The sequence below is a fragment of the Arthrobacter sp. V1I7 genome, assembly GCF_030817015.1.
Taxonomy (GTDB): domain Bacteria; phylum Actinomycetota; class Actinomycetes; order Actinomycetales; family Micrococcaceae; genus Arthrobacter.
The window spans coordinates 3,875,757-3,899,181 of sequence record NZ_JAUSYS010000001.1; the positions used below are offsets into that span (position 1 = coordinate 3,875,757).

A 23,425-nucleotide genomic window follows, 5' to 3' on the forward strand; every position below is an offset into this window, starting at 1 on the left:
GCGAAGTTTTTTCCGAGGTTTCCGGACTTTTCCGCCGGGGACCCGTCATTTATCGGAAAGAAACCTAAACCGGTGACGTAACTCTCGGTAGTCCGTTAGTGTTTCGCTCGTGAAGGCTATCCGCAGATTTACCGTCCGAACCGTTCTCCCGGAGCCCATCCGGCCGCTGGCCCGGCTCGCCACCAACCTAAGGTGGTCCTGGCATCGGCCCACACGGGACCTTTTTGAGGGGCTGAACCCCCGGATCTGGGCCGAGAGCGGCCACGATCCGGTGACGTTCCTGGGCCTCGTGAGCCGGGAAGAATTGCAGCGCCTGGCGGCCGACGGGGACGTCGTGCGCCGCGTCCAGACGGCGGCCGAGGACCTGGACCGGTACCTGCAACAGCCGCGCTGGTACCAAAGCCTGGGCGACGACGCGCCGTCCTGCATCGCGTACTTCTCCCCCGAGTTCGGCATCACCGAAGTGCTGCCGCAGTACTCCGGCGGCCTCGGCATCCTCGCCGGCGACCACCTCAAGGCAGCCTCGGACCTGGGCGTTCCGCTGATCGGCGTCGGCCTCCTCTACCAGGCCGGCTACTTCAAGCAGTCGCTGTCCCGCGATGCGTGGCAGCAGGAGACCTATCCGGTCCTGGACCCGGACGGCCTGCCGTTGACCCTGCTGCGCGAGGCGTCCGCGGACGGCACCGGCAGGCCGCTCCAGATCTCTCTGCCGCTCCCGCAGGGAAGGCGTCTGCTGGCGCACGTGTGGCGGGCCGACGTCGGGCGCGTTCCCCTCCTGCTGCTGGATTCCAACGTTCCGGGCAACGACGACGCCGCCCGTGGCATCACCGACCGCCTGTACGGCGGCGGTGGCGACCACCGTCTCCAGCAGGAACTCCTGCTCGGCATGGGCGGGGTCAAGGCCCTGCGGGCATACCAGAAGCTCACCGGGAGCCCTGCCCCGGAGGTGTTCCACACCAACGAAGGCCACGCCGGTTTCCTGGGTGTCGAACGAATCCAGGAAATGATGTCCGCCGCGGAGCCGATGAGCTGGGAAGAGTCCCTGGCCACCGGCCGCGCCTCCACGGTGTTCACCACCCACACGCCGGTTCCGGCCGGCATCGACCGCTTTGAGACCTCGCAGATCCAGCACTTTTTCGAGGCCGGCCTGGCCCCGGACGTACCGGTGTCCAAGATCCTGGACCTCGGCCGGGAAGACTTCACCGACGGTAACCCGTTCGTCTTCAACATGGCGGTCATGGGCCTCCGCCTCGCCCAGCGCGCAAACGGCGTCGCGAAGTTGCACGGCGTGGTCTCGCGCGGCATGTTCTCCGCCCTGTGGCCGGGCTTCGACCACTCGGAGGTGCCGATCACCTCCGTCACGAACGGCGTGCACGTCCCCACCTGGGTGGATCCCCGCGTCTCCAAGCTGGCACGCGACCAGTTCGGTTCCGAGGCGGAGGCCCAGGGCAGGTGGGACCTTGCCTACAACGTCAGCGACGAGGATGTCTGGGCTCTCCGCCGCGAGATGCGGGTGTCGCTCGTCGAGGATGTCCGCCGCCGCCTCCGGGCTGCGTGGAAGAAACGCGGCGCGGCCGACGCCGAGCTGGCGTGGACCGATTCCGTGCTGGATCCGGACATCCTGACCATCGGCTTTGCGCGGCGGGTGCCGACCTACAAGCGCCTCACCCTGATGCTGCGCGAGCCCGAACGCCTTAAGGCCCTGCTGTTGCACAAGACGCACCCGATCCAGCTGGTGATCGCCGGGAAGTCGCATCCGGCCGATGATGCCGGCAAGAAGATGATCCAGGACCTGGTCCGATTCACCGATGATCCTGCGGTGCGTCACCGGATCGCGTTCCTGCCCAACTACGACATCGCCATGGCCCGGACTCTGTTCCCCGGCTGCGATGTGTGGCTCAACAACCCATTGCGCCCGTTGGAGGCTTGCGGAACATCGGGCATGAAGGCCGCCCTCAACGGTTCACTGAACCTCTCGGTCCTGGACGGCTGGTGGGACGAGATGTACGACGGCGAGAACGGCTGGGCGATTCCGACCGCCAACAACGACGCTTCCCCGGAAGAACGCGACGACATCGAGGCGGCGGCGCTCTATGAGCTGCTCGAGACGCAGGTGGCGCCGCGCTTCTACGGGCTGACGGTGTCCGCCAGCGCCGGCGCCGCTGGGCCGTCGCTGCCCGGGCCGCAGAAGGTGCCCACGCACTGGGTGTCGATGATCAAGCACACGATGTCGCACTTGGGTCCGCAGGTGTCCGCGGACCGGATGCTCAAGGACTACGTCAACATCATGTACCGCCCGGCTGCGGTCGCGGGCCGGCGGGCCGTGGAGGACAACTATGCGCAGGCGAAGGCCCTCGCGGCCTGGATCTCCCGGGTCCGCGCCGCCTGGCCGCACATCCAAGTGGAGCACGTCGACTCGGTGGGTGTTTCCGAGGACCCGCAGATCGGTGACCTTCTCCAGGTCAACGCCTATGTCGCCCTGCACGAGCTCTCTCCCGACGATGTGTCCGTGGAGGTGGCCTACGGCAAGGCCGGAGACAGTGATGAGCTGGCCGACGTCACGGTGGCTGAACTGAAGGCGGTCGAGGGCCTCGGGAAGGGCCGGCACCTGTTTAGCGGCACTGTCCTGATCGACCGCTCCGGGTCCTTCGGCTACACCGTCCGGGTGCTGCCTGCACACGAGGCGCTGGCTTCCAAGGCGGAACTGGGCCTGATCGTCAACGCCTGATCCTGGACTTTCGGCGGCGCCGGCTGCCTCGTTGGGTTAGAGGCAGACGGCGATGAAGTCGAGGTGTTGTCCGGCGTAGCGCTCGGCGTCCTGCAGGACTTCGCAGATGATGCCGAAGGAGCGGTCCGCGCGGAAGACGGCCGGCACCTGCCAGATGAAAGTGACGGGGGCCAGGCCGTCGTCGGAGACCGAATCCGCGAAATCGTGCAACGAATCATTGAGGGCGTCGAGGTCCAGCCCGTCTTCGGGCTCGACGCTGATGGTCGCCGCGAAGGTCTCAAGGACCGCCTGCATTGTTTCCGCGGCGGGAACCAACAAGGCCCGGCGGCCGGCGTCGCCGAGCAGTGCCTGCAGTTCTTCGATGGTCCAGGTGTCTGCCGAGTAAATCTTCATGGTTCCCCTACGGTGCTGGTCTGTGGAAGTCCCGGTGCCCGAGGGCTGCTGGGCTAGGTGCGATAGATGCTGATGGAATTGGCCTGCACCACGTCGCGCTCCCCGGAGGACACCCGGACGCCCTGGCGCCGGTCGTGCAGTTCAGAGGTGGTCAGGCGCAGTTCGAATAGCCTGCTGCCGGTGCCGTCGTCGTTGGTGAGCAGGGGCAGGGTGACCTTGACGTCCTGGGCGCTGCCGTTGACCACGACCAGCCCGTCCATGTGCCCGTCGTCGGAGCCGAGCAGGAGCTGGACCACACGCTTGGAAGGGTCCTGCCAGATATCCCCGGTCATCCGCTCCCCGTGCGCATCGAACCAGTGGAAGTAGGACTGGTTCTCGCGGGTCGGATAGTCGTGCGGCTGGCCGGCCAGGAATTCCTTCCGCAGCCTGATGACGCGCTTGGTGCTGCGCAGCATCGCGTGCGACTCGGGGGTGCTGGTCCAGTCGATCCAGGCGATGGGGTTGTCCTGGCAGTAGGCATTGTTGTTGCCCTGCTGGGTCCGGCCCACCTCGTCGCCTGCGGTGATCATGGGCACACCCTGGGAGACCATCAGGGAGGCCATCAGGTTTCGGCTGGTCTGGGCGCGCCGGGCGAGGATGTCCTCGTCCTCGGTGCGGCCCTCGAAGCCGTGGTTGTAGCTGCGGTTGTCCCCGTGACCGTCGCGGTTCTGCTCGCCGTTGGCCTCATTGTGCTTTCGGTCGTAGGACACCAGATCGGCCAGGGAGAAGCCGTCATGGGCCGCGATGAGGTTGACCGAGGCCAGCCGGGACCGGCCCGAGGCCTCAAAAAGGCTCGCGGAGCCGGACAGCGCGTCCGCGAGGCGGGCCACTGAGCCGCCGTGGCCGCCGGCGTCGATCGCGGCACGGTCGGCAAGCCAGAAGGTGCGGACCGCGTCACGGAAGTGGTCGTTCCAGTCCACCCAGCCAGCCGGGAACCGGCCGGTCTGCCAGCCGCCGTAGCCGAGGTCCCAGGGCTCTGCGATCAGCTTGGAGGTGGAGAGGACGGGGTCGGCGGCGATCGCGACCAGGAACGGGTGGCGGGGATCGAACTCGTTGGCGGCGTTCCGGGCCAGGGTCACGGCCAGGTCGAAGCGGAAGCCGTCGATGTGGAATTCGTTCACCCAGTAGCGCAGGGAGTCCAGCACCAGCTGGACGACCCGCGGTTCACCGAAGTTCAGGCTGTTTCCACACCCGGTGGTATCCACGTAGCGGCCATGGCCGTCGTTGCGGTAGTACTGCATCTCGCCCAGGCCACGGAAGCTCAGCGGGCGCCCGTCAGGGCCGCCCTCGGCCGTGTGGTTGTAGACAACGTCGAGGATGACCTCCAGTCCGGCGGCATGAAGGAGCTTCACCATGCCCTTGAACTCGTCCTGGACTGCCTGCGCCCCGGCGGCCTGCGCAGCCTCGGTGGCGTAGCCGGGGTGCGGGGCGAAGAACGCGGCGGTGTTGTACCCCCAGTAGTTCGTCAGTCCGAGGCTTTGCAGGTGCGGTTCGTCGACATGGAATTGCACCGGCAACAGCTGGACCGAGGTGATGCCGAGGGCAATGAGGTGCTCGATCATGGCCGGGTGCGCCAAACCGGCGTATGTTCCCTGGAGGTCCTCCGGCACGTCCGGGTGAAGCATGGTCTGGCCGCGGACATGGGCCTCGTAGATGATCGTGTTGCGCCATGGAATCCGCGGGCTGCTGTCCAGGCCCCAGTCGAAGTCGCCGGACACCCGGACGTTCGTGATGAAGTTCTCGCGCTGGTCCACGGCCCGGCCGTACGGGTCCAGCAGCAGCGGCTGCTCGCCTTCGGCGTCAAAGTCCACGGCCGGCATGGACAGCGGCAGTGCCTCGTGGTCCGGCGAGGGTCGGAGCCCGTAGCGGGAGCCGACGGGGAGGCCCTCCACGATGCCGTGGTGGACGCCGTCGGTCACCTTGGGCAGCGTCTTGAGCTGCCACGCACCCCCGGGGGCCTGATAGGCGATGTCGAGCGTGGTCACGGCCGGGGCGTAGACGGCCACGTTCACGAAGGCACCCCGAGGGTCGTCCATGAGCGGCGAACCCGTGCTTGGAACGCTGACGCCCAGCGGAAACGCCCGCGAGGCGTCTACGGTGGAGGCTGTATCTATGTAAGGCATGACCATTGCTTATAGCTTAGCGGTGCGGAACCAACCGCCCCTGTCCCTGTTTTTCCTGACCATGTGCAGTGTACGGAATAGACCGCTGCATACTGGAATGAAGCGCCGAAAATGGAGGTAACTGTGCGTATTGCACTGGCTCAAATCATCACCGGACGCGATCTTGCCGCGAATCTGTCCCTCGTGGAGGACTACGCGGGGCAGGCCAAAGCCGGCGGCGCGGACCTAGTGGTCTTTCCCGAGGCGACCATGCGCGCCTTCGGCAATTCGCTGCTGGACATCGCCGAACCCCTGGAGGGCCCTTGGGCCACGCGCGTGCGCGCCATCGCTGCGGAGCACAACATCGCCATCATCGCCGGGATGTTCACGCCGGGAACGGCCGACGACGGCGTCCGCGGCAAGGTCCGCAACACCCTTCTGGTCACCGGCCGCGGCCTGGACACCAGCTACGACAAGATCCACCTCTTCGACGCCTTCGGCTTCGCCGAATCCGACACCGTGGAGGCCGGCGAAGACCCTGTCACCTTCCGGTTGGATGGCGTCACGTTCGGACTCGCGACCTGCTACGACGTCCGCTTCCCTGCGCTCTTTACCGAGAACGCGGACCGCGGCGCCGACGTGAACATCGTCTGTGCCTCCTGGGGATCGGGTCCAGGGAAGGCCGAGCAGTGGAAGTTGCTGGCCCGCGCGCGCGCCCTGGACTCCACCACCCTCGTCCTTGCCTGCGGCCAGGGCGATCCCGCCAGCGACGGAACAGAGGTCAAGGGTGCCGCCCCCACCGGCGTCGGGCATTCCGTCGCCGTGTCCCCCTTCGGCGACGTCCTCGAAGAGCTCGACGGCGGCCCTGGCCTGCTGTTCGTTGACCTGGACACCGCCATAGTCAAGGAAGCCCGCGCCAAGCTCCCGGTCCTCGCCAACCGCCACAAGTTCTAAGGCGCCGTGCGCACGCGTCACCCCGGTGTGCAGCGGCAAAGTACTTGCGAGGAACGACGCTCCCTCATCTTTCGCATCTCAACCGGAAACGCTCCCTCACGTTCCGCGACTTAACGGGAAACGCTCCCTCACGAGACGTCAGGGAGCGTTTCCATATCTTTCACGAGACGTGACGGAGCGTTCTCCCTTCTTTTGCCAAAGGTGAGGGAGCGTGTGCTATCCACCCGCCAAAGGTGAGGGAGCGTGTGCTATCCACCCGCCAAAGGTGAGGGAGCGTCAGCTGTTGTTGAACAGAAGGTGAGGGAGCGGTTACTTAGCCGAACGCTGGCGGGAGATCTCGTAGAGGGAGATGCCGACGGCCATGGAGGCGTTGAGCGATTCCATGGCGGAGTCGATCGGGATCGAGACGATCTGGTCGCAGTTTTCGCGGACCAGGCGGCTCAGGCCCTTTCCCTCGGAACCGACGACGATGCAGACCGGCTCGGTGGCCAGGGACAGGTCCGGCAGCGAGACGTCGCCGTCGCCGTCGAGCCCGAGAACGTAGATGCCCATGTTCTTGAACGCCTTGAGCGTGTTGTTCAGGTTGGCGGCGCGTGCGACGGGGACGCGGACGGCGGCTCCCGCGCTGGTCTTCCAGGCCGAAGCGGTGACGCCGACGGACCGGCGTTCCGGGACGACGACGCCGTGGCCGCTGAAGGCCGAGACCGAGCGGATGATGGCACCGAGGTTGCGCGGATCGGTGATGCCGTCCAGCGCGACGAAGAGCGGGGCGTTGGCGACGTGGCCCTTCTTCCAGGCGTCGAGCGTGAACTCGGCGAGCTCGTACGCGTCCTGGTATTCGTACGGCGGGATCTGCAGCACCAGGCCCTGGTGGATGGCGTCGTCGGTCATCCGGTCCAGCTCGGGCTTGCCGGTTTCCAGCAGCGGGATACCGCGCTCGGCGGCAAGCTTGAGGGATTCCTTGACCCGGTCGTCCATCTCGATGCGGATGGCGACGTGCAGCGCCTTGGCCGGAATGCCGGCTCGCAGTGCTTCGACCACGGAGTTGCGTCCGGTGACGACTTCCTCGGTGGCGCGGCCCTTGGGGCCCGAGCGGGCGCCGGCGTTACGCGGGGCACCGGGCCGTTTGGCCGCAGAGCGTTCCGCGAGCTGCTTGTTCTTGTGGGCCTTGTGGTACGGGCGGTCCTCCGCCTTGGGCGTCGGACCCTTGCCCTCGAGAGCCTTGCGGCCATGACCGCCGGTTCCGACGGTGGGGCCCTTCTTCATTTTGATAGACCGGCGACCGTTGTTGGCCATGAGTTCCACCCTTTTAAATACGCGATTCATTGATAAGTCTGAACTCCAGTCTACTGACTCGAGTTAAATCCTCGACCGCCGGCCGGGATGGTGGCGTTCCCGGTGCGCGGTTCCGGCCGGGCAGGGCCGGCTCCTCAGCTGCGCTTGAGGCTCCAGCTTGCGCCGTCGGCACCGTCCTCGACGACGACGCCGGCCGCCGCGAGTGTGTCGCGGATGGCGTCCGAGGCGGCCCAGTCCTTGCTGGCCCGGGCCTGCGCCCTCGCCGCGAGCTGCGCCTCGACGAGAACGCCGAGGGCGGTGTGGCCTTGTTCGTCCGCGGCCGGGGCCGCAGTGTCGTTGAGACCAAGGACACGCAGCATGCCCGTCACGCTGCGGAGCGCCCTGCGGGCGTGGTCGTGCTCGCCGGCGGTGAGGGCGGTGTTGCCGGCGCGGACGGTGTCGTGCAGCGCTGCCAGCGCCTGCGGGACGTTGAGGTCATCGTCCATGGCCGCCGCGAAAGCATCGGGGACGGTGCCGTCACCGCCCGACGCCGGGCCGGCGCCATCCGCGCCGGCCAGGGTCCGGCCCGCGCGGCTGAGAAAGCCATCGATCCGCTCCATGGCGGCGGCGGCTTCCTGCAACGAGGTGGGCTGGTAGTCGAGGACCGAGCGGTACTGGGCCTGTCCCAGGTAGTAGCGGACCACCCGGGGCGAGGCCAACGCCAGCATTTCGGCCGGACTGACCGTGTTGCCGACGGACTTGGACATCTTTTCCCCGCCGTAGGTGACCATGCCGTTGTGCATCCAGAAGCTGGCAAAGGGGTGGCCGGCCGCCTGGGACTGCGCCATCTCGTTTTCATGGTGCGGGAAGCGCAGGTCGAGGCCGCCGCCATGGATGTCGAACCCGGTGCCGAGATATTTCGTGGCCATCGCCGAGCACTCCAGGTGCCAGCCCGGCCGGCCGGCGCCCCACGGCGAGGCCCAACTCGCCGTCGTCGGCTCCCCGTCTTTGTGGCCCTTCCAGAGCGCGAAGTCGCGGGGGTCCTTCTTCCTGCCGCTGAATTGAGCTTCGACGTCCGGGGCGCCCTGCATGTCGTCGACCTTCTGCCGCGTCAGCGAGCCGTACTTGCTCCAGGAGCGAACGTCGAAGTAGACGTCGCCGGAGCCGTCCGGCGCCGGGTAGGCGTGGCCCCGGTCGACCAGCTGTTGAATCAGGGCGTGCATCTCCGGGATGTGGCCGGTGGCGCGGGGTTCGTAGGTGGGACGGGAGACGCCGAGGGTGTCGTAGGCCGCGAGGAACTCCTGCTCATAGCGGTAGGCCAACGCCCACCATTCCTCCTCGCGGACGGCGCCGGGCTCGTCCTCGAAGTCCGGGCCGAAGGACGCCGCGGACTTGGCCAGGATCTTGTCGTCGATGTCGGTGACGTTGCGGACCACCGTGACGCGGAAGCCGCGGTACTGCAGCCAGCGGGTGAGCTGGTCGAAGGCGATGGCGGAGCGGATGTGCCCGACGTGCGGCATGCCCTGCACCGTCGCACCGCAGTAGTAGAGGCTCACTTTGCCCGGAACCAGGGGGACGAAGTTCCGGACTTCGGCGGATGCAGTGTCGTAAAAGCGCAGGGTCACCGCTCCAGATTAGCCGATGGCCCGGCTCCACCCGCCCGCAGCGCTGCCCGCGGTGTTGACCCGCGGTGTTGACCGCAGTCGTGACCCGCAGTGTTGAAGAGGCGAGCTACTTGCAGTACTCACCGATCTTGTTGATCTGTTCCCTGAACTGGGCCGTCTGCTCGGCAGTCTGGGTTCCATCTGCGGTGGCGGCCACCTCTTTCATCACGTCCGCCATCTTCTGGATCGGGGCCGCCACCTCCGGGGCCACCTTGTCCGCCACTTCCTGGTAGTGCTGGGCGATCTGGCCCGCACGCTCCTTCTGGGTTCCGCTGGGCACGAAGTTGTCGCCGTTGAGGAAGCTGCAGCTTTCCTGCACGCTCATCCTGGCCGGCGCCGGCGTGGTCCCGGATCCCGCGCAGCCGCTCAGCAGCGTTCCTGCGAGGAGTACGACGGCGGCTGCCAGCTTTTTCACGGTGTCTCCTGTTGTCGCGGGACCGGGACCTCTCCCCTAATGGTAGGCCCGGTCACGTCCGGCCGGAGCGGTAGACGAGGGCGGTGGCAATGGCCGAAATCCCCTCGCCGCGGCCGGTGAAGCCGAGCCCGTCGCTGGTGGTGGCCGTGACGCTCACCGGAGCCGCCGCCGCCTCACTGAGGACCCGCTGCGATTCCTCGCGGCGCGGCCCGAATTTCGGCCGGTTGGCGACAAACTGCACGGCGATGTTGCCGATTTCGAACCCTTCCGCGCGAACGATCCGGGCCGCCGCGGCCAACAGGGTCACTCCCGACGCCCCCGCATATTCGGGCCGGTCCGTGCCGAAGTGGGTGCCCAGGTCCCCCACTCCGCAGGCGGAGAAGAGGGCGTCGGCCGCGGCATGCGCCACCGGATCGCCGTCCGAATGGCCGGACAGCCCGCGTTCCCCTTCCCAAAACAGGCCACCGAGCCACAGCGGCCGGGCCGCGTCTTCAGGGGCGTAAGCGTGCACATCGACGCCGATTCCGGTCCGCGGGATGACCGGCAGGGCGGCGTTCGGGGGCACGTCGTTCGCGGTCGCCGTCATGGTCAGCCTTCCACCCAGCGCACACCAAGGGGTCCTTCGAGGAGACCCTCGGCAATGATCAGGTCCAGGGGCGTGGTGATCTTCAGCGACTGGCTGGCGCCGCGCACGGCGTGGACGGGTACGCCCAGGAGTTCGACGAGCATGGCGTCGTCCGTGACGGCGGCCGCCTGGCCGGCGTCGAATCCGGCAGCAGCGTCATGGGCGCGGCGGAGCGTGGCCAGGTCGAAGCCCTGCGGCGTCTGCACCGCGCGGAGCGTCTCCCGGGCCGCCGTGCCGGTCACCAGCTCCGGGGCAATGGCCGCGCCGTCTCCCGTCGTAGGCCGCACCGTCTTGACGGTGTCCACCACCGGCATGACCGGGATGACGGCTTTCGCACCGGCTGCCAGTGCACCAACCACGCGGTGGAAAACCGATTCCGGCGTCAGCGCGCGTGCAGCATCGTGCACCAGCACTGCCTGGGTTCCACTCTCCAGCACGGCCATGGCGGCGCGGACCGAATCGGCCCTGCTGGCCCCGCCGTCCACGAGCGTCAGCAGCGGGCCGCCGTCGACCAGCTCCCTGCTGAAGTCTTCGCACATGTCCCGAAGCGCCCTGTCGCCTTCGGGTAAGGCCACACAGACTTGCCCGGCCACGCCCGAGGCCACTATCCCCCGCAGGGCATGGATCAGGATGGGCTCGCCACCGAGCGGAACGCGTGCCTTGGGCATGCCGTAGCCGAGCCGCTGCCCGGAGCCAGCGGCGACGACGATGACGGCGGTGGCAGGGGTCCTCGATCCAGTATTCATGCGCTCAAGACTACGTCCCAGCCCCGTCCCGGCGCCGAAGCAGCTCGCAGTTTTTGTCGGACTGGGCGCTCAAAACGACAACGAGTGCGAGCCAGCTGTGCGCCCCGCTCCTGAAAGCAGGCAAAAAGAAACCCCGGCGGCTTTCGCCACCGGGGTTCAATTCTTGTCTCAGGAAGCCAGGACTTCGTCGAGAACGCTTGCGGCCTTCTCTTCATCCGTCTTTTCAGCCAACGCCAGTTCTGAAATCAGAATCTGGCGGGCCTTGGCCAGCATGCGCTTCTCACCTGCGGAGAGACCCCGATCGTGATCGCGGCGCCACAGGTCGCGGACGACCTCTGCCACCTTGATGACGTCACCGGAAGCAAGCTTCTCCAGGTTTGCCTTGTAACGACGCGACCAGTTGGTGGGTTCTTCAGTGAACTCAGCGCGCAGCACATCAAACACGTGCTCCAAGCCTTCCTTGCCCACTACGTCCCGGACCCCAACCAGGTCAACGTTTTCTGCTGGAACTTCAATGGTCAGATCACCCTGAGCCACCTTGAGCTTGAGATACATCTTCTCTTCGCCCTTGACGGTGCGCATCTTGATTTCTTCAATTTTAGCTGCACCGTGGTGAGGGTAAACTACTGTCTCGCCGACCTCAAAAACCATGTGGACATTCCCCTTTCCCGCAGACCAGTTTATCACGATTAAGGCATATGACTGCCATCGTTTGTGCCCTGGAACCGCATGAATCCGGGGAAAATGGCCGAAACGGAGCCCTCTGACCCCTTGACGAACGCGGATATTAGTGCATGTAACCGTCTTTGCCAAGGGTCTTCGGCTGGACCGTCCATGGCCCACGGGTAGCCCGCCCGGACACCCGGTAGGGCCTTGGACCGGTGCCGGGACCGCGCCTATGTGTACGAGCGGAATCCGCGTTTGCCGGCGATTGCGGATAGGCTATGGCTGAATACTGTTTCAAGACTCTCAAGGAGTGCGTGACGTGCGTTTCACTGCGATGAACCGGGGCCGGCGCGGCAAGCTGGCAATGGCAACGGCTGCACTTGGCATCGGCCTGCTGTCGGTAACCGGCTGCGGCTACATCAACCCCCAGCAGACCTCTGAGCAGTACGCCGCATCGGACGGAACCCACACGGACCTCGGCCCGCTGCAGCTCCGCAACATGATGATCATCTCGGCGGGCGAAGACAAGCCGGGCCGTGTCATCGGCGCGGTCTACAACGACTCGGACCGCGACGTGAAGTTGACCATCAGCGGTGTCGGCGGTGCGCAGGCCGAGATCTTGGTCCAGAAGAACTCCTACGCCCTGCTGAACGAGGATTCTGCGGACGAGGCGCTCCTCAGCGCCACCGGTGCCAAGCCCGGCTCCGTGCTGGAGGTCAGCGTGCGTGAAGACGGCACCAACCAGAACGCCAGGTTCAAGGTACCGGTCCTGGACGGCACCGTCGTCGACTACCAGCAGTACCTGCCGAGCACCGCGCCGACCGGGGGCACCGATACGGCCTCGCCGACGTCGACGCCGACTCCGACGAGCAGCGCGAACCACTAGCTTCCGCATAAAAGGAGGGGCACCCGGTCCGGGTGCCTCTCCTTTTTGCTGTCTCCTGCTGTCTGCTGCCCGACGCCCGTCCCGGGCCCGTGCGGCTCAGGGCTCGAACTTGTAGCCGAGCCCGCGGACGGTGATCAGGTACCGCGGCGCCGAGGGGTCGGGCTCGATCTTGCTGCGCAGCCGTTTGACGTGGACGTCCAGGGTCTTGGTATCCCCCACATAGTCCGAGCCCCATACCCGGTCGATCAGCTGCCCGCGGGTCAGCACCCGGCCGGAGTTCCGCAGCAGCATCTCCAGCAACTCGAATTCCTTCAGCGGCAGCGGGACCTGCTCGCCTCCGACGCTGACCACGTGCCGTTCAACGTCCATCCGGACCGGGCCGGCCTGCACAGTGCTGGAGATCAGTTCCTCCGGCTCACCCTGCCGGCGGAGCACGGCCCGGACGCGGGCGACGAGTTCGCGGGAGGAGTAGGGCTTAGTGACATAGTCATCAGCGCCCAGTTCCAGGCCCACCACTTTGTCGATCTCCGCGTCTTTGGCCGTCAGCATGATGACGGGGACGGAGGAGCGCTGCCGGAGCTGGCGGCAGACTTCGGTGCCGGACTGGCCGGGAAGCTGCAGGTCCAGGAGGACGAGGTCGGCGCCGTTGCGGTCAAATTCAGTGATGGCGTCAAGCCCGTTGTCCACGACCTCCACCTCGAACCCTTCCTTGCCCAGTAAATACGACAGCGGGTCGCTGAACGACTCCTCGTCCTCGACAATCAAAATCCTGCTCAAGCGCTGGCTCCTTGCTCATGGACGCCTGCGGCGTCACGTCTTTGGGGTTGTCCGGGGGGCGGGACGGCGGGCCGGGCGGGGGCCTGGGCCGCCGGTTTGCGCGCCTCGAGGGCGTCGGCGTCGTCCTGGCCCTCCATCTCCGGAAGCCTGATGGTGAATGTGGATCCCTGACCGGGCTGTGACCAGAGGGTCACTTCGCCGCCATGGTTTGAAATGACGTGCTTCACGATACTCAGGCCCAGGCCGGTGCCGCCGGTGTGCCGGGACCGGGCGGCATCTACCCGGTAGAAGCGTTCGAAGACGCGTTCCTGCTCGTCCGGGCTGAGCCCTTCACCCTGGTCCGTCACGGATACGGCAACCAGGCCGTCCTTGACGCGGACGCCGACGCCCACCCGCGTGTTTTCCGGCGAATACCGGATGGCGTTGTCGATCAGGTTCCGCAGTGCGGTCACGAGCAGGTCCTGGTCGCCGTAGACCATCGCGTCCGCGCGGCCGCCGACGACCAGTTGGATGTTCTTGGTCTCGGCGGGCAGCTGTGACCGGTCGACAGCCTCCGACACCACGGTGTTGATATCCACCGGCCGTCCCTGCTGCGCGACATTCGCGCCCTGCAACCGGGAGAGTTCAATGATGTCCTGGACCAGGGCGGCGAGCCGCGCGGATTCCTTGTGCATGCGTTTAGCGAAGCGGCGGACGGCTTCCGGATCGTCCGCGGAGGACTCCAGTGCTTCGGCCAGGAGCGAAATGCCGCCGACCGGAGTCTTCAGCTCATGCGAGACATTGGCGACGAAGTCGTTCCGGACTTCCTCGGTGCGGGTGAATTCGGTGCGGTCGTCGGCCAGCAGGAGGATGTATTCCTCGCCGATCATGGCCGCCCGGACCTGGACCACGATGGTGCCCTGGCCCAGCGGGCCGCGGGGCAGCTCGAGCTGTTTTTCGAGGATGACCCCGTCGCGCCGGACCCGGGCGGTCATTTCCAGGATCTGGTCGTGGACCAGAGTGTGGCCGCGCACCAGGCCGTAGGCGTAGGCTGCCGGACTGGCCCGCACTACGCCGTCGATCGCGTCCACCACCACGAAGGCGCGTCCGACGGCGGCCAGGACTTCCGCGGCACCGTCCGGGAGGGCAGGATCCTCGAACTCCAGGTCCGTGAGCTGGCGTTGCTGTTCGCTGACCCGGAACGCGAGCACGCCGAAAACGCCAAGCGAGAGGCCGATCAGGCCGGCAATCACACCGATGAGCATTGGATCCACGGCTCCAGCTTATGCGCTGCCCTGCGGCCTGATCTGACATCTCGTGCCATTCCGGCTCCGGTTCAGCTAACGTTCACCTATTGGGGCGTAACAGTTCACCGGGGACTGGAAGAGTTGACCGGTGAAGCGCCGAGAGGTGAACCGAAATAGGCCAGCCGCCGTCATGGCCGGCAATATTTCCGAGGAAAGGACGCACACGTGCGTAAGGTTTTTCAGGAAGAGCTCACCCAGGTAGGGGAACAGCTCGTCGAAATTTCCAAGCTGGTCAGTGAGGCCATCGAGAAGGCCGTGACGGCCTTCGAGGGCGCCGACATTGACCTGGCCGAGGACGTCATTGCGGCCGATGCCAGGATCGACTTCCTGCAGAACAGCCTCGACGAGCGCGCGATCGACATCCTGGCGCTGCAGGGCCCGGTGGCCAGCGACCTGCGCATGATCGTGGGCTCCCTGCGGATGAGCGCTTCGCTGGAGCGCATGGGTGACCTCGCCCGTCACCTCGCACAACTGGCCCGGCTCCGCTACCCCGCGGCGGTGGTTCCCGCCCAGCTGCAGGAGACGTTCCGCAGCTTTGCCGAGCAGGACCTGTTGATCGCCAACAAGCTCACGGAACTGCTGGAAACCCGCGACCTTGAGGTTGCCCGGGACATCATGAAGGCCAACAGCGCGGTCAACGATCTCCACCTGAGCGTGTTCAAGGCGATCGCGCGCAGCGACTGGCAGGAATCCCCCGCCACCACCGTCGACGTCGCGCTGGCCAGCCGCTACTTCGAGCGCTTCGCCGACCACGGCGTCTCTGTCGCCCAGAAGGTGACCTACCTGGTCACCGGGGCCTGGCAGCCGAACAGCATCGAGCACAGCTGACGCCGGCAGCACGGCGCAGCGTACGACGGCGGCCGGTCACCTCATGAGGTGACCGGCCGCTCGTCATTGCCTATTGCCTGGCTGCGCGGGCTCTACTTCTTGCCCTGGCTGGCGACAGCCAGGATCGCCTCGGCAGCGGCGTCCGGGTCGAGGTACGTGCCGCCCGGCTTCAGCGGCGCAAAGTTCTCGTCCAGTTCGTAGACCAGCGGGATGCCCGTGGGGATGTTCAGGCCGGCGATGTCCTCGTCGCTGATACCGTCCAGGTGCTTGACCAGGGCGCGGAGCGAGTTGCCATGGGCCGTGACCAGGACGGTCTTCCCGGCCCTGAGGTCCTCCTTGATATCCGATTCCCAGTACGGCATGAGACGGATCAGGACGTCCTTGAGGCACTCGGTGCGGGGAATGGCATCGCCCAGGTCGGCGTATCGGGGATCGCCCACCTGGGAGAACTCGGAGTCGTCGGCGAGGGGCGGCGGCGGAGTGTCGTAGGACCGGCGCCACAGCATGAACTGCTCTTCGCCGAATTCAGCGAGGGTCTGCGCCTTGTCCTTGCCCTGCAGGGCACCGTAGTGGCGTTCGTTGAGACGCCAGTCACGCTTGACATCGATCCAACCACGGTCGGCCGTCTCGAGGGTCAGGTTTGCCGTGTTGATGGCCCGCTTCAGCCGCGAGGTGTACAGGATGTCCGGGAGGATGTTGTTCTCCACGAGAAGCTCGCCACCGCGAACCGCCTCAGTGCGGCCCTGGTCGTTCAGGTCAACGTCCACCCAGCCGGTGAACAGGTTCTTGGCGTTCCATTCGCTGTGGCCGTGGCGCAGCAGAATCAGCTTGTAAGTCATGGTTTTCATCCTAGCCGAGCAGTCAGGGACGGTGCCGAGCGTTACATTTGCCCCGCATGTGTTCCCGCACGTGTTCCCGCACGGTCGCGGGATAGGGTGGGCCCGTGGTGCATAAGGCTGAGCGCGTGGATTCCTCTGTGATCAGGAGCGGTGCCAAGAGCGCGGTCCGCAGCGGGCGGCCGGTGGGCAACGTTACCCGCGGGACCACCAATCCCAACCGGATGCGCCGGCTGGACCGCTGGCTGACCGGACCGCAGGCGTGGCGGCTCCGCGCCGCGGCCGACCCGCTCGTCGTCGATCTCGGCTACGGCGAGTCCCCCGCCACCGCCGTCGAACTTTTCGAGCGCCTCGCGGCGATCCGTCCGGACGTCCGGGTGGTCGGCATCGAAATCGAGCCCGAGCGGGTCCGGCTGGCGAAAGAACTGGAACGGCCGGGCCTCAGCTTCCGGCTCGGCGGTTTCGAGCTCCCGGTGCAGGGCCGGCCGGTGCTGGTGCGCGCCTTCAATGTGCTGCGGCAGTATGAGGAAGCCGATGTTTCCGGTATCTGGCGGCTGGTGCAGGGCCGGCTCGCGCCCGGCGGCCTGTTCATCGACGGCACCTGCGACGAAATCGGCAGGCGCGTCACGTGGGTCGCCCTCGACGCCGAGGGACCGCTCAGCCTGAGCCTGTCGATGCGCTTCGGCAGTTTTGAGCTGCCGTCGGACGTGGCGGAACGGTTGCCGAAGGCCCTCATCCACCGGAACGTGCCGGGCGAAAAAGTCCATGCCTACCTCCACGCGATGGACCAGGCCTGGCTGGAGGCGGCGCCGCTGGCCTCTTTCGGGAACAGGCAGCGCTGGTCCGCGATGTGCCGTGGACTGGTCGACGCGGGCTGGCCGGTCGGTGACGGGCCGTCGCGTTGGCGGCTCGGCGAACTGACCGTAGCCTGGGACGCCGTCGCCCCCGACCCGTGGGCCCACGCCGGCAGGGTTCCCTGAGCGAGCCTGCGAGCTGAGGGTGCCGTGGGTGGGCCCACGCCGGCAGGGTTCCCTAAGCGAGCCTGCGAGCTGAGGGGGCCGTGGGTGGGCCCACGCCGGCAGGGTTCCCTAAGCGAGCCTGCGAGCTGAGGGGGCCGGTGGGGATTACCAGGGGCCGTAGGGTCCCTGGCTGCGGTTCCCGCCGCGGCCCGCGTCCGTGACAGCGGGGCGGACATCGGCGAGATAGACGGATGCCGCGGTTACGGCGGCGATTCCGAACAGGCCCAACGGGCCGAGGAGTCCCCCGCCACCGCCGCCCAGCAGTGAGACCAGGCCCACGGCCAGGGCGCCGCCGGTGAGCGCCAGCCAGAAGGTTTTGGTCCGCTTCGACACGGCTTCAAAAGCCGGGGCCTTGTGGCGGAGGCAATCGAAGAACGCCCACACCTCGATGACCAGGGCTACCAGGGCCAGGAGGAGATAGATCCCGGTTTCGACATAGAAAATAAGCGCGCGTCCGTCCATAACCCCCAGCCTAGCCGTCCAGAGTACCCAGGGCCTGCTCCAAATCGGCCCAAAGGTCCTCGACGTTCTCGATTCCGACGCTCAGCCGGACCAGGTTCTCCGGCACACTCACCGGCTCCGCCACGTGCCGGCGGCGCCGTTCAATCAGCGATTCCACCCCGCCGAGCGAGGTGGCCGGCAGCCACAGCTGCAGCGCACTGATCATCCGGTCGGCCGCGTCCGCCCCGCTGAGGCCCTGCGCTCCGCCGACCGGTGCGAATTCGATACAGAGGACGGAGCCGAAGCCCTTCATCTGCGCCTTGGCCCGGCCATGGCCCGGATCCGAGGCGAGGCCCGGGAAGCGGATGCTGGCGACCCTCGGATGGGTGCTCAGCCGCTCGGCGAGGTCGGCCGCCGACGCCTGCGAACGCTCAATCCGAAGGGCAAGGGTGCGCAGTCCGCGCAGCGCGAGCCACGCCTCGAAGGGTCCGGCGATGCCGCCATGGATGGTGCGGTGGTGCAGCAGCGTGGCGCGCAGACCGGCGTCGGACGTCACGAGGGCGCCGAGCACGACGTCGGAATGGCCGGAAAGGTACTTCGTCACGGAATGCAGCACGACGTCGGACCCCAGCGACAGCGGCTGCTGCACCAAGGGAGTCGAGAATGTGTTGTCCGTAACGACAATGGCGCCCGCGGCATGGGCAGCCCCGGTCAGCGCACGGATGTCGGCGACGCCGAGCATCGGGTTCGTCGGGCTTTCCAGCCAGAGCATGCTCGCTGCCGCCCCCTCCGCCGGCGTGAGCTGCGCCAGCACGGCGTCGGTGTCCGTGATATCCACCGTTCGCAGTTCCAGGAAGCCCTTTTCGGCCAGCTCGGTGGCCATCACCAGGGACCCGGCGTAGCTGTGGGACGGCATCACCAGCACCCCGCCAGCAGGCACCAGGGCCAATGCGGAACTGACGGCGGCCAGCCCTGAGGCGTACAGCAGCCCTGGAAGCCCGGCGCCTTCGAGCTGGCCCAGCGCCTCCTCGAACGGGTCCCAGGTGGGGTTGGAATACCGGCCGTAGCCGCGGTCGCCGTCGCCCAGGGGTCCCGTGCCGAAATAGGTCGAGGACAGCACAAGCGGCGGGTTGACTGGCTGGTCGCGGGTGCGTGGCGGGCGGCCGGACGCCACCACCACAGTTTCGGCGGCAAGCGAGGCTGCCTGCTCTTCGGAAAGACTCATGGTCACAGGGTACTTCGGCGGCACGCAGGGCTGCCAAGGCGTGACGCCGGCACACACTGGTGTCGGCGATTGTCGGTAGGCTAGAGCAGTGACTACCCAGAACCCCGGACTGTTTATCGCCTTCGAAGGCGGCGACGGCGCCGGCAAGTCCACGCAGACCGCAGAACTGGCCGGGGCGCTCGAGTCACGCGGCCTCACGGTGCTGCGGACCCGCGAGCCGGGGGGCACTCCGATCGGCGAAAAGTTGCGTTCCCTGGTGCTGGATCACGGGCACGGCCACATTGACGCCCACACCGAAGCCTTGATCTTCGCGGCCTCCCGGGCCGCCCACGCCAGCCAGGTGATCCGGCCCGCCCTCGAGCGCGGCGAGATCGTCCTTACCGACCGTTACATCGACTCCTCAGTGGCCTACCAGGGCGCGGGACGGGACCTCGGTACCGACGCCGTCCGGGAAATCAACGAATGGGCCACCTCCGGACTTCTGCCGAATCTTACGGTGCTGCTCGACGTCGACCCCGAGGTCGGCCGCCGCCGGCGCACCGCGGGCGATGCCGCCGAGGACCGCCTGGAATCCGAGGCGGATGAATTCCACGCCCGGATCCGGACCGCCTTCCTCGACCTTGCCGCCGCCCGGCCGGAGAAGTACCTCGTGCTCGCCGCGCACCTGCCGGTTGAGGCACTTTCCGCCCGGATCCTCGAACGCGTCGAGTCCTTGCTGGCCCTGTCCGGCAGCGTGACGGCATGACCGTCTGGGACGACCTCCAGGGCCAGCCTGCCGTCGTCGCGCAGCTGCGCCAGGCAGCCCAGGGCGAAGGACTCAACCATGCCTGGCTTTTCACCGGCCCGCCCGGTTCCGGCCGGTCCAATGCGGCGAAGGCATTTGCCGCGGCCCTGAACTGCGACCAGGAGGATGTCAGCCAGCGCGGCTGCGGGGAATGCGCCGCCTGCCGCACCATCCTCGGCGAAACGCATTCGGATGTGGCGTTCGTGCGCACCGAGAAGGTCACCATCACCATCGACGAAGCCCGCGAGCTGGTGGCCACCGCCGGAAACCGGCCGTCCTCGGCCAGGTGGCGCATCATCATCGTGGAGGACGCGGACCGGATGGCCGAACGCACCACCAACGTGCTGCTCAAGGCCATCGAAGAACCCACTCCCCGCACCGTGTGGATGCTGTGCGCACCTTCCCCGGCCGATGTGCTGGTCACTATCCGCTCGCGCTGCAGGTCCGTCGCTCTCCGGCTGCCGCCCGCCGCCGACGTCGCGGCACTGCTGGTCAAGCGCGACGGCGTGGACCCGGCCGTGGCGGAACGTGCGGCCCGCGCGGCGCAGAGCCATGTCGGCATCGCCCGACGCCTGGCCCGGGATCCGGAAGCCCGGGAGCGCCGGCTCGCAACGGTACGGTTCCCGCTGGGGCTCCGTGGCGTCACGGCGGCGGTCATGATGGCGGAGAAGCTCGTCAAGATCGCGACCGAGGAAGCCAACAGCTCCAACGATGAGCGCGATGCCGCGGAGAAGATCGCGTTACTTGCCACGCTCGGCGCACCGGAAAGCGGCACCCTGCCCCCGGCCATGCGCGCCCAGGTCAAACAACTCGAGGACGACCAGAAGCGCCGCGCGAAACGTTCGGTGACGGATTCCCTTGACCGCACGCTGACCGACCTGTTGTCCTTTTACCGGGATGTGCTCATCATCCAGATGGGGAACGCTGTTGAACTTGTCAACGTTGAACTCAGAAGCGAACTCGAAGAGTTCGCCGGACATTCCAGCGCGGAGACGACCCTTGCCCGGATGGACGCCATCAACAAGGCCCGTACCAGGATCACGACCACCAACGTTGCTCCGCTGCTGGCCATCGAGTCCATGGCCAGCAGCCTCATTTGACCCCGCCCGTGCCGCACCCGTCCGCTCGGTCTGATGCTGCTGGCAACACCGCTCCGTTCCAACCCCTTGAGGAGAACCGCATGAAGACTGCACGACCAGTGCCCGCCAGATTCCGGTCCATAGCGATCGGCGTGCGGGCTGTCGGCGCCATGGCCCTGGCCGCGGCGCTTGCCTCGTGCAGCCTCTTTGGCGGTGACGGCGGGTCCAAGGACGCCAACCCGGGGCAGCCCAATCCTGCCATTGCTGCTGCTGCGCCGGCTGAGCTCCGCAGCTTCTACTCGCAGCAGGTTAACTGGACACCTTGCGAAAGCGATTTCCAGTGCGCGAAGATCAAGGTCCCGATGGATTACGGCAATCCGGATGGGGAGAGCATCGAAATCACCGCCATCAAGCTGGCCACCAAGGGCACGAAGAAGGGCAGCCTGCTGGTCAACCCGGGCGGACCCGGCGGCTCGGGGTACGACTTCGTCAAGGACGCCGCGGCGACCAACATCTCGGACAAGGTCCGCGCGAATTACGACATCGTCGGTTTCGACCCGCGGGGCGTGAAACGCTCCGCTCCGGTCACCTGCCTTACCGACCCGGAGCGCGACGCCTCCCGTGCCAAGATCTACGCGCTGAACACCGACGCCGGTCTGGCAGAGGCCCTTGCCGACAACAAGGCGATCGCGGCCAAGTGCACCGAAAAGACGGGTCCCCTGTTGGGCCACGTCGATACCGTGAGCGCGACCAAGGACATCGACGTCCTGCGCGCCGCAGTAAATGACACCAAGCTGAACTACCTCGGCTACTCATACGGAACCTTCCTCGGCTCCACCTACGCCTCGCTGTTCCCGGACAACGTGGGCCGGATGGTCCTGGACGGGGCGCTCGATCCGTCGATCACCTACGAGGAACTCACCAGCGGACAGGCCAAGGCCTTCGAGAAAGCTCTGCGCGCCTACGTGCAGCGTTGCCAGCAGGAGAGCGGTTGCCCGCTGACCGGGAGCGTAGACGACGGCCTCCAGCAGATCCGCGATCTAATAGCGGCTGTGGAAGCGAACCCGATGAAGGCACGGGACGGCAGGATCGTCTCGGCGTCGAACGTGGTAACCGGGATCTTCGTGCCGCTGTATAACGACGACAACTGGCCGATCCTCACCCAGGGTCTCGACCAGATTCTCAAGGGCGACCCGAGTCAGATGCAGCGGCTCGCCGACTTCAATGCCGACCGGCAACCCGACGGCACCTACTCGTCGAACAGCACTTTCGCGTTCCACGCCATCAACTGCCTGGACCACCCGATGCTGACGGACGCCGCCGCGATGCGCGCCGACGAGCAGAGGCTGCGCCAGGACTCCCCGACGTTCGGCTACTATTTCGCCTACGGTGGGAGCAACTGCAAGGACTGGCCTTACGAGAGCGTCCGGACCCCGGCGCCGGTGGAGTACAAGGGCGCTGCCGAGATCGTGGTGGTGGGAACCACCGGTGACCCTGCCACTCCAGTGGAGTGGGCCAGCGCGCTGCGCAAGCAGCTCGGCACCGCTTCTCTGCTGACCTGGAAGGGCGAAGGCCACACCGCGTACGGTCGTTCCAACGATTGCATCCGCAATGCCGTGGACAGCTACCTGGTGGACGGCAAGTCCCCGGCGGACAACACCGTCTGCTGAACGCGGTTCTGGTTTCGGCGGCACCGCCAGGAGTGTGCAGTGCTACCGCAGGACGTCATGGTGCCTCATTTTGACCCGGGCGCCGGAACTCCATTACAGTTATCTCTTGCATGATCCGCCCGGTTTTCCGGGATTCATGCGGTTGCTTCCTTAGCTCAGTTGGTAGAGCGTCTCACTCGTAATGAGAAGGTCGCCAGTTCGATTCTGGCAGGAAGCTCGGGATAGACCCCCTAGGAACCAAGGTTTCTGGGGGTCTTTTCGTTGGTTTTTGAGCAACGCTGATTCGTGAGCGTTCCCCTATGTCCGTGCAATCCCCAACATATCGGTGCCTCGTCAGGATGGACGAGTCGGTGCCCGGTCGGCTACACGATGGTTTCCCCGAGGGCACCGCGTTCATCGCGCGCTAACTTTAGCCGGAAACCGGGAATCTCCATGGACAACGCCGGGGGAACAATGCCACCATGGCCGGATACCGGCAGGGTGACGCGGTGCGCGCCGCCACGGCTCGATAGCGAAGGCTGGCGAATCAATGTCAGAGTCAGATTTTGATGTGGTCGTGGGGCAGTACCATGCGGCACTCGACGCGGTAGGCCGGGGGAATCCTGCTCCGATGAAAAAGCTGCTGTCGAGGCGGGATGACGTCACGCTCGCCAATCCGCTTGGCCCTACTGTCCGAGGCTGGAGCGAGGTCGAGCAGACGATGGACAGGGCCATTTCCCAAGTCAGCGAGGGCGAGCCCAACCAATTCGAGAGAATCTCCGGGCACGCCGGAACAGATCTGGCGTACCTCGTGGAAATTGAACGAAACCGGATGAAGCTCGGCGGATCCGACGAGATGTCCTCAGTGGCGCTTCGGGTAACAACGATCTTCCGGCTGGAAGACGGGTTCTGGAAAGTCATCCACCGTCATGCGGATCCGATAACGACCCCCAGGCCGATCGAGTCCATCGTCCAGGCGTAGCTGGAGCCTGGAATAGCGTGCCCTCG

22 protein-coding genes and 1 tRNA gene are annotated in these 23,425 nt (G+C 66.5%); 10 read left to right on the forward strand and 13 right to left on the reverse strand.

What is annotated here, in order from left to right:
* Nucleotides 1–109 precede the first annotated feature (109 nt).
* Nucleotides 110–2,728, forward strand: coding sequence for an alpha-glucan family phosphorylase (glgP, locus tag QFZ69_RS17775; RefSeq protein ID WP_306913235.1), 2,619 nt, complete (start codon nucleotides 110–112; stop codon nucleotides 2,726–2,728).
* Between the two features lie 36 nt (nucleotides 2,729–2,764).
* Here glgP and QFZ69_RS17780 read toward each other — a convergent pair whose 3' ends face one another.
* Both QFZ69_RS17780 and glgX read right to left on the reverse strand, forming a co-directional pair.
* The gene (locus QFZ69_RS17780) at nucleotides 2,765–3,121 is read right to left on the reverse strand and encodes a barnase inhibitor (protein ID WP_306913237.1); all 357 of its coding nucleotides are present in this window, start codon (nucleotides 3,119–3,121) and stop codon (nucleotides 2,765–2,767) included.
* 53 nt (nucleotides 3,122–3,174) lie between these two features.
* Complete coding sequence (glgX, locus tag QFZ69_RS17785; protein WP_306913239.1) at nucleotides 3,175–5,289, reverse strand: glycogen debranching protein GlgX; 2,115 nt, start codon at nucleotides 5,287–5,289, stop codon at nucleotides 3,175–3,177.
* Between the two features lie 117 nt (nucleotides 5,290–5,406).
* On the opposite strand from glgX, the gene QFZ69_RS17790 reads away from it, so the two are divergent.
* Nucleotides 5,407–6,216, forward strand: coding sequence for a carbon-nitrogen hydrolase family protein (locus tag QFZ69_RS17790; protein ID WP_306913241.1), 810 nt, complete (start codon nucleotides 5,407–5,409; stop codon nucleotides 6,214–6,216).
* Nucleotides 6,217–6,525: 309 nt separating this feature from the next.
* On the opposite strand, the gene rlmB is transcribed toward QFZ69_RS17790, so the two are convergent.
* From rlmB to QFZ69_RS17820, 6 genes are all read right to left on the reverse strand, one after another.
* On the reverse strand, nucleotides 6,526–7,512 hold the full coding sequence (gene rlmB / locus QFZ69_RS17795) for a 23S rRNA (guanosine(2251)-2'-O)-methyltransferase RlmB (protein WP_306913243.1): 987 nt from the start codon (nucleotides 7,510–7,512) through the stop codon (nucleotides 6,526–6,528).
* A gap of 134 nt (nucleotides 7,513–7,646) precedes the next feature.
* The gene (gene cysS / locus QFZ69_RS17800; RefSeq protein WP_306913245.1) at nucleotides 7,647–9,116 is read right to left on the reverse strand and encodes a cysteine--tRNA ligase; all 1,470 of its coding nucleotides are present in this window, start codon (nucleotides 9,114–9,116) and stop codon (nucleotides 7,647–7,649) included.
* Nucleotides 9,117–9,222: 106 nt separating this feature from the next.
* Entirely contained in the window at nucleotides 9,223–9,570 is a 348-nt protein-coding gene (locus tag QFZ69_RS17805; protein WP_306913247.1) for a hypothetical protein, read from the reverse strand.
* A 52-nt stretch (nucleotides 9,571–9,622) separates the two neighbouring features.
* Complete coding sequence (ispF, locus tag QFZ69_RS17810; RefSeq protein ID WP_306913249.1) at nucleotides 9,623–10,156, reverse strand: 2-C-methyl-D-erythritol 2,4-cyclodiphosphate synthase; 534 nt, start codon at nucleotides 10,154–10,156, stop codon at nucleotides 9,623–9,625.
* 2 nt (nucleotides 10,157–10,158) lie between these two features.
* Nucleotides 10,159–10,941, reverse strand: a complete 783-nt coding sequence (gene ispD / locus QFZ69_RS17815) for a 2-C-methyl-D-erythritol 4-phosphate cytidylyltransferase (protein WP_306913251.1) — start codon at nucleotides 10,939–10,941, stop codon at nucleotides 10,159–10,161.
* A 168-nt stretch (nucleotides 10,942–11,109) separates the two neighbouring features.
* Nucleotides 11,110–11,592, reverse strand: a complete 483-nt coding sequence (locus tag QFZ69_RS17820) for a CarD family transcriptional regulator (RefSeq protein WP_026266570.1) — start codon at nucleotides 11,590–11,592, stop codon at nucleotides 11,110–11,112.
* A gap of 349 nt (nucleotides 11,593–11,941) precedes the next feature.
* Here QFZ69_RS17820 and QFZ69_RS17825 point away from each other — a divergent pair, with 349 nt between their 5' ends.
* Nucleotides 11,942–12,493: a hypothetical protein gene (locus QFZ69_RS17825; RefSeq protein ID WP_373461912.1), complete on the forward strand. Its 552-nt coding sequence runs from the start codon at nucleotides 11,942–11,944 to the stop codon at nucleotides 12,491–12,493.
* Between the two features lie 96 nt (nucleotides 12,494–12,589).
* Here QFZ69_RS17825 and QFZ69_RS17830 read toward each other — a convergent pair whose 3' ends face one another.
* The gene (locus tag QFZ69_RS17830) at nucleotides 12,590–13,270 is read right to left on the reverse strand and encodes a response regulator transcription factor (protein WP_306913254.1); all 681 of its coding nucleotides are present in this window, start codon (nucleotides 13,268–13,270) and stop codon (nucleotides 12,590–12,592) included.
* Entirely contained in the window at nucleotides 13,267–14,514 is a 1,248-nt protein-coding gene (locus QFZ69_RS17835; protein WP_306919494.1) for a cell wall metabolism sensor histidine kinase WalK, read from the reverse strand. The genes QFZ69_RS17830 and QFZ69_RS17835 overlap by 4 nt, the downstream gene beginning before the upstream one ends.
* A gap of 207 nt (nucleotides 14,515–14,721) precedes the next feature.
* Between QFZ69_RS17835 and phoU the strand changes: the two genes are divergently transcribed.
* Nucleotides 14,722–15,384, forward strand: coding sequence for a phosphate signaling complex protein PhoU (phoU, locus tag QFZ69_RS17840; protein WP_306913255.1), 663 nt, complete (start codon nucleotides 14,722–14,724; stop codon nucleotides 15,382–15,384).
* A gap of 92 nt (nucleotides 15,385–15,476) precedes the next feature.
* Here the strand turns inward: phoU and QFZ69_RS17845 are convergent, their stop codons facing one another.
* On the reverse strand, nucleotides 15,477–16,223 hold the full coding sequence (locus tag QFZ69_RS17845; RefSeq protein ID WP_306913257.1) for a phosphoglyceromutase: 747 nt from the start codon (nucleotides 16,221–16,223) through the stop codon (nucleotides 15,477–15,479).
* 104 nt (nucleotides 16,224–16,327) lie between these two features.
* On the opposite strand from QFZ69_RS17845, the gene QFZ69_RS17850 reads away from it, so the two are divergent.
* Nucleotides 16,328–17,200: a class I SAM-dependent methyltransferase gene (locus QFZ69_RS17850; RefSeq protein WP_306913258.1), complete on the forward strand. Its 873-nt coding sequence runs from the start codon at nucleotides 16,328–16,330 to the stop codon at nucleotides 17,198–17,200.
* 144 nt (nucleotides 17,201–17,344) lie between these two features.
* On the opposite strand, the gene QFZ69_RS17855 is transcribed toward QFZ69_RS17850, so the two are convergent.
* Both QFZ69_RS17855 and QFZ69_RS17860 read right to left on the reverse strand, forming a co-directional pair.
* Complete coding sequence (locus QFZ69_RS17855; RefSeq protein WP_306913260.1) at nucleotides 17,345–17,701, reverse strand: DUF2516 family protein; 357 nt, start codon at nucleotides 17,699–17,701, stop codon at nucleotides 17,345–17,347.
* 10 nt (nucleotides 17,702–17,711) lie between these two features.
* Nucleotides 17,712–18,905: a PLP-dependent aspartate aminotransferase family protein gene (locus QFZ69_RS17860; RefSeq protein ID WP_306913262.1), complete on the reverse strand. Its 1,194-nt coding sequence runs from the start codon at nucleotides 18,903–18,905 to the stop codon at nucleotides 17,712–17,714.
* A gap of 88 nt (nucleotides 18,906–18,993) precedes the next feature.
* On the opposite strand from QFZ69_RS17860, the gene tmk reads away from it, so the two are divergent.
* The 5 genes from tmk (at nucleotide 18,994) to QFZ69_RS17885 (ending at nucleotide 23,399) form a co-directional block, all read left to right on the forward strand.
* On the forward strand, nucleotides 18,994–19,650 hold the full coding sequence (tmk, locus tag QFZ69_RS17865) for a dTMP kinase (protein WP_306913264.1): 657 nt from the start codon (nucleotides 18,994–18,996) through the stop codon (nucleotides 19,648–19,650).
* Entirely contained in the window at nucleotides 19,647–20,789 is a 1,143-nt protein-coding gene (locus QFZ69_RS17870; protein ID WP_306913266.1) for a DNA polymerase III subunit delta', read from the forward strand. Before tmk ends, QFZ69_RS17870 begins: the two co-directional genes overlap by 4 nt.
* Nucleotides 20,790–20,869: 80 nt before the next feature.
* Entirely contained in the window at nucleotides 20,870–22,438 is a 1,569-nt protein-coding gene (locus QFZ69_RS17875; protein ID WP_306913267.1) for an alpha/beta hydrolase, read from the forward strand.
* A gap of 144 nt (nucleotides 22,439–22,582) precedes the next feature.
* Nucleotides 22,583–22,655, forward strand: a tRNA-Thr gene (locus tag QFZ69_RS17880).
* A 312-nt stretch (nucleotides 22,656–22,967) separates the two neighbouring features.
* Nucleotides 22,968–23,399, forward strand: a complete 432-nt coding sequence (locus QFZ69_RS17885) for a nuclear transport factor 2 family protein (RefSeq protein WP_306913268.1) — start codon at nucleotides 22,968–22,970, stop codon at nucleotides 23,397–23,399.
* Nucleotides 23,400–23,425: the final 26 nt, after the last annotated feature.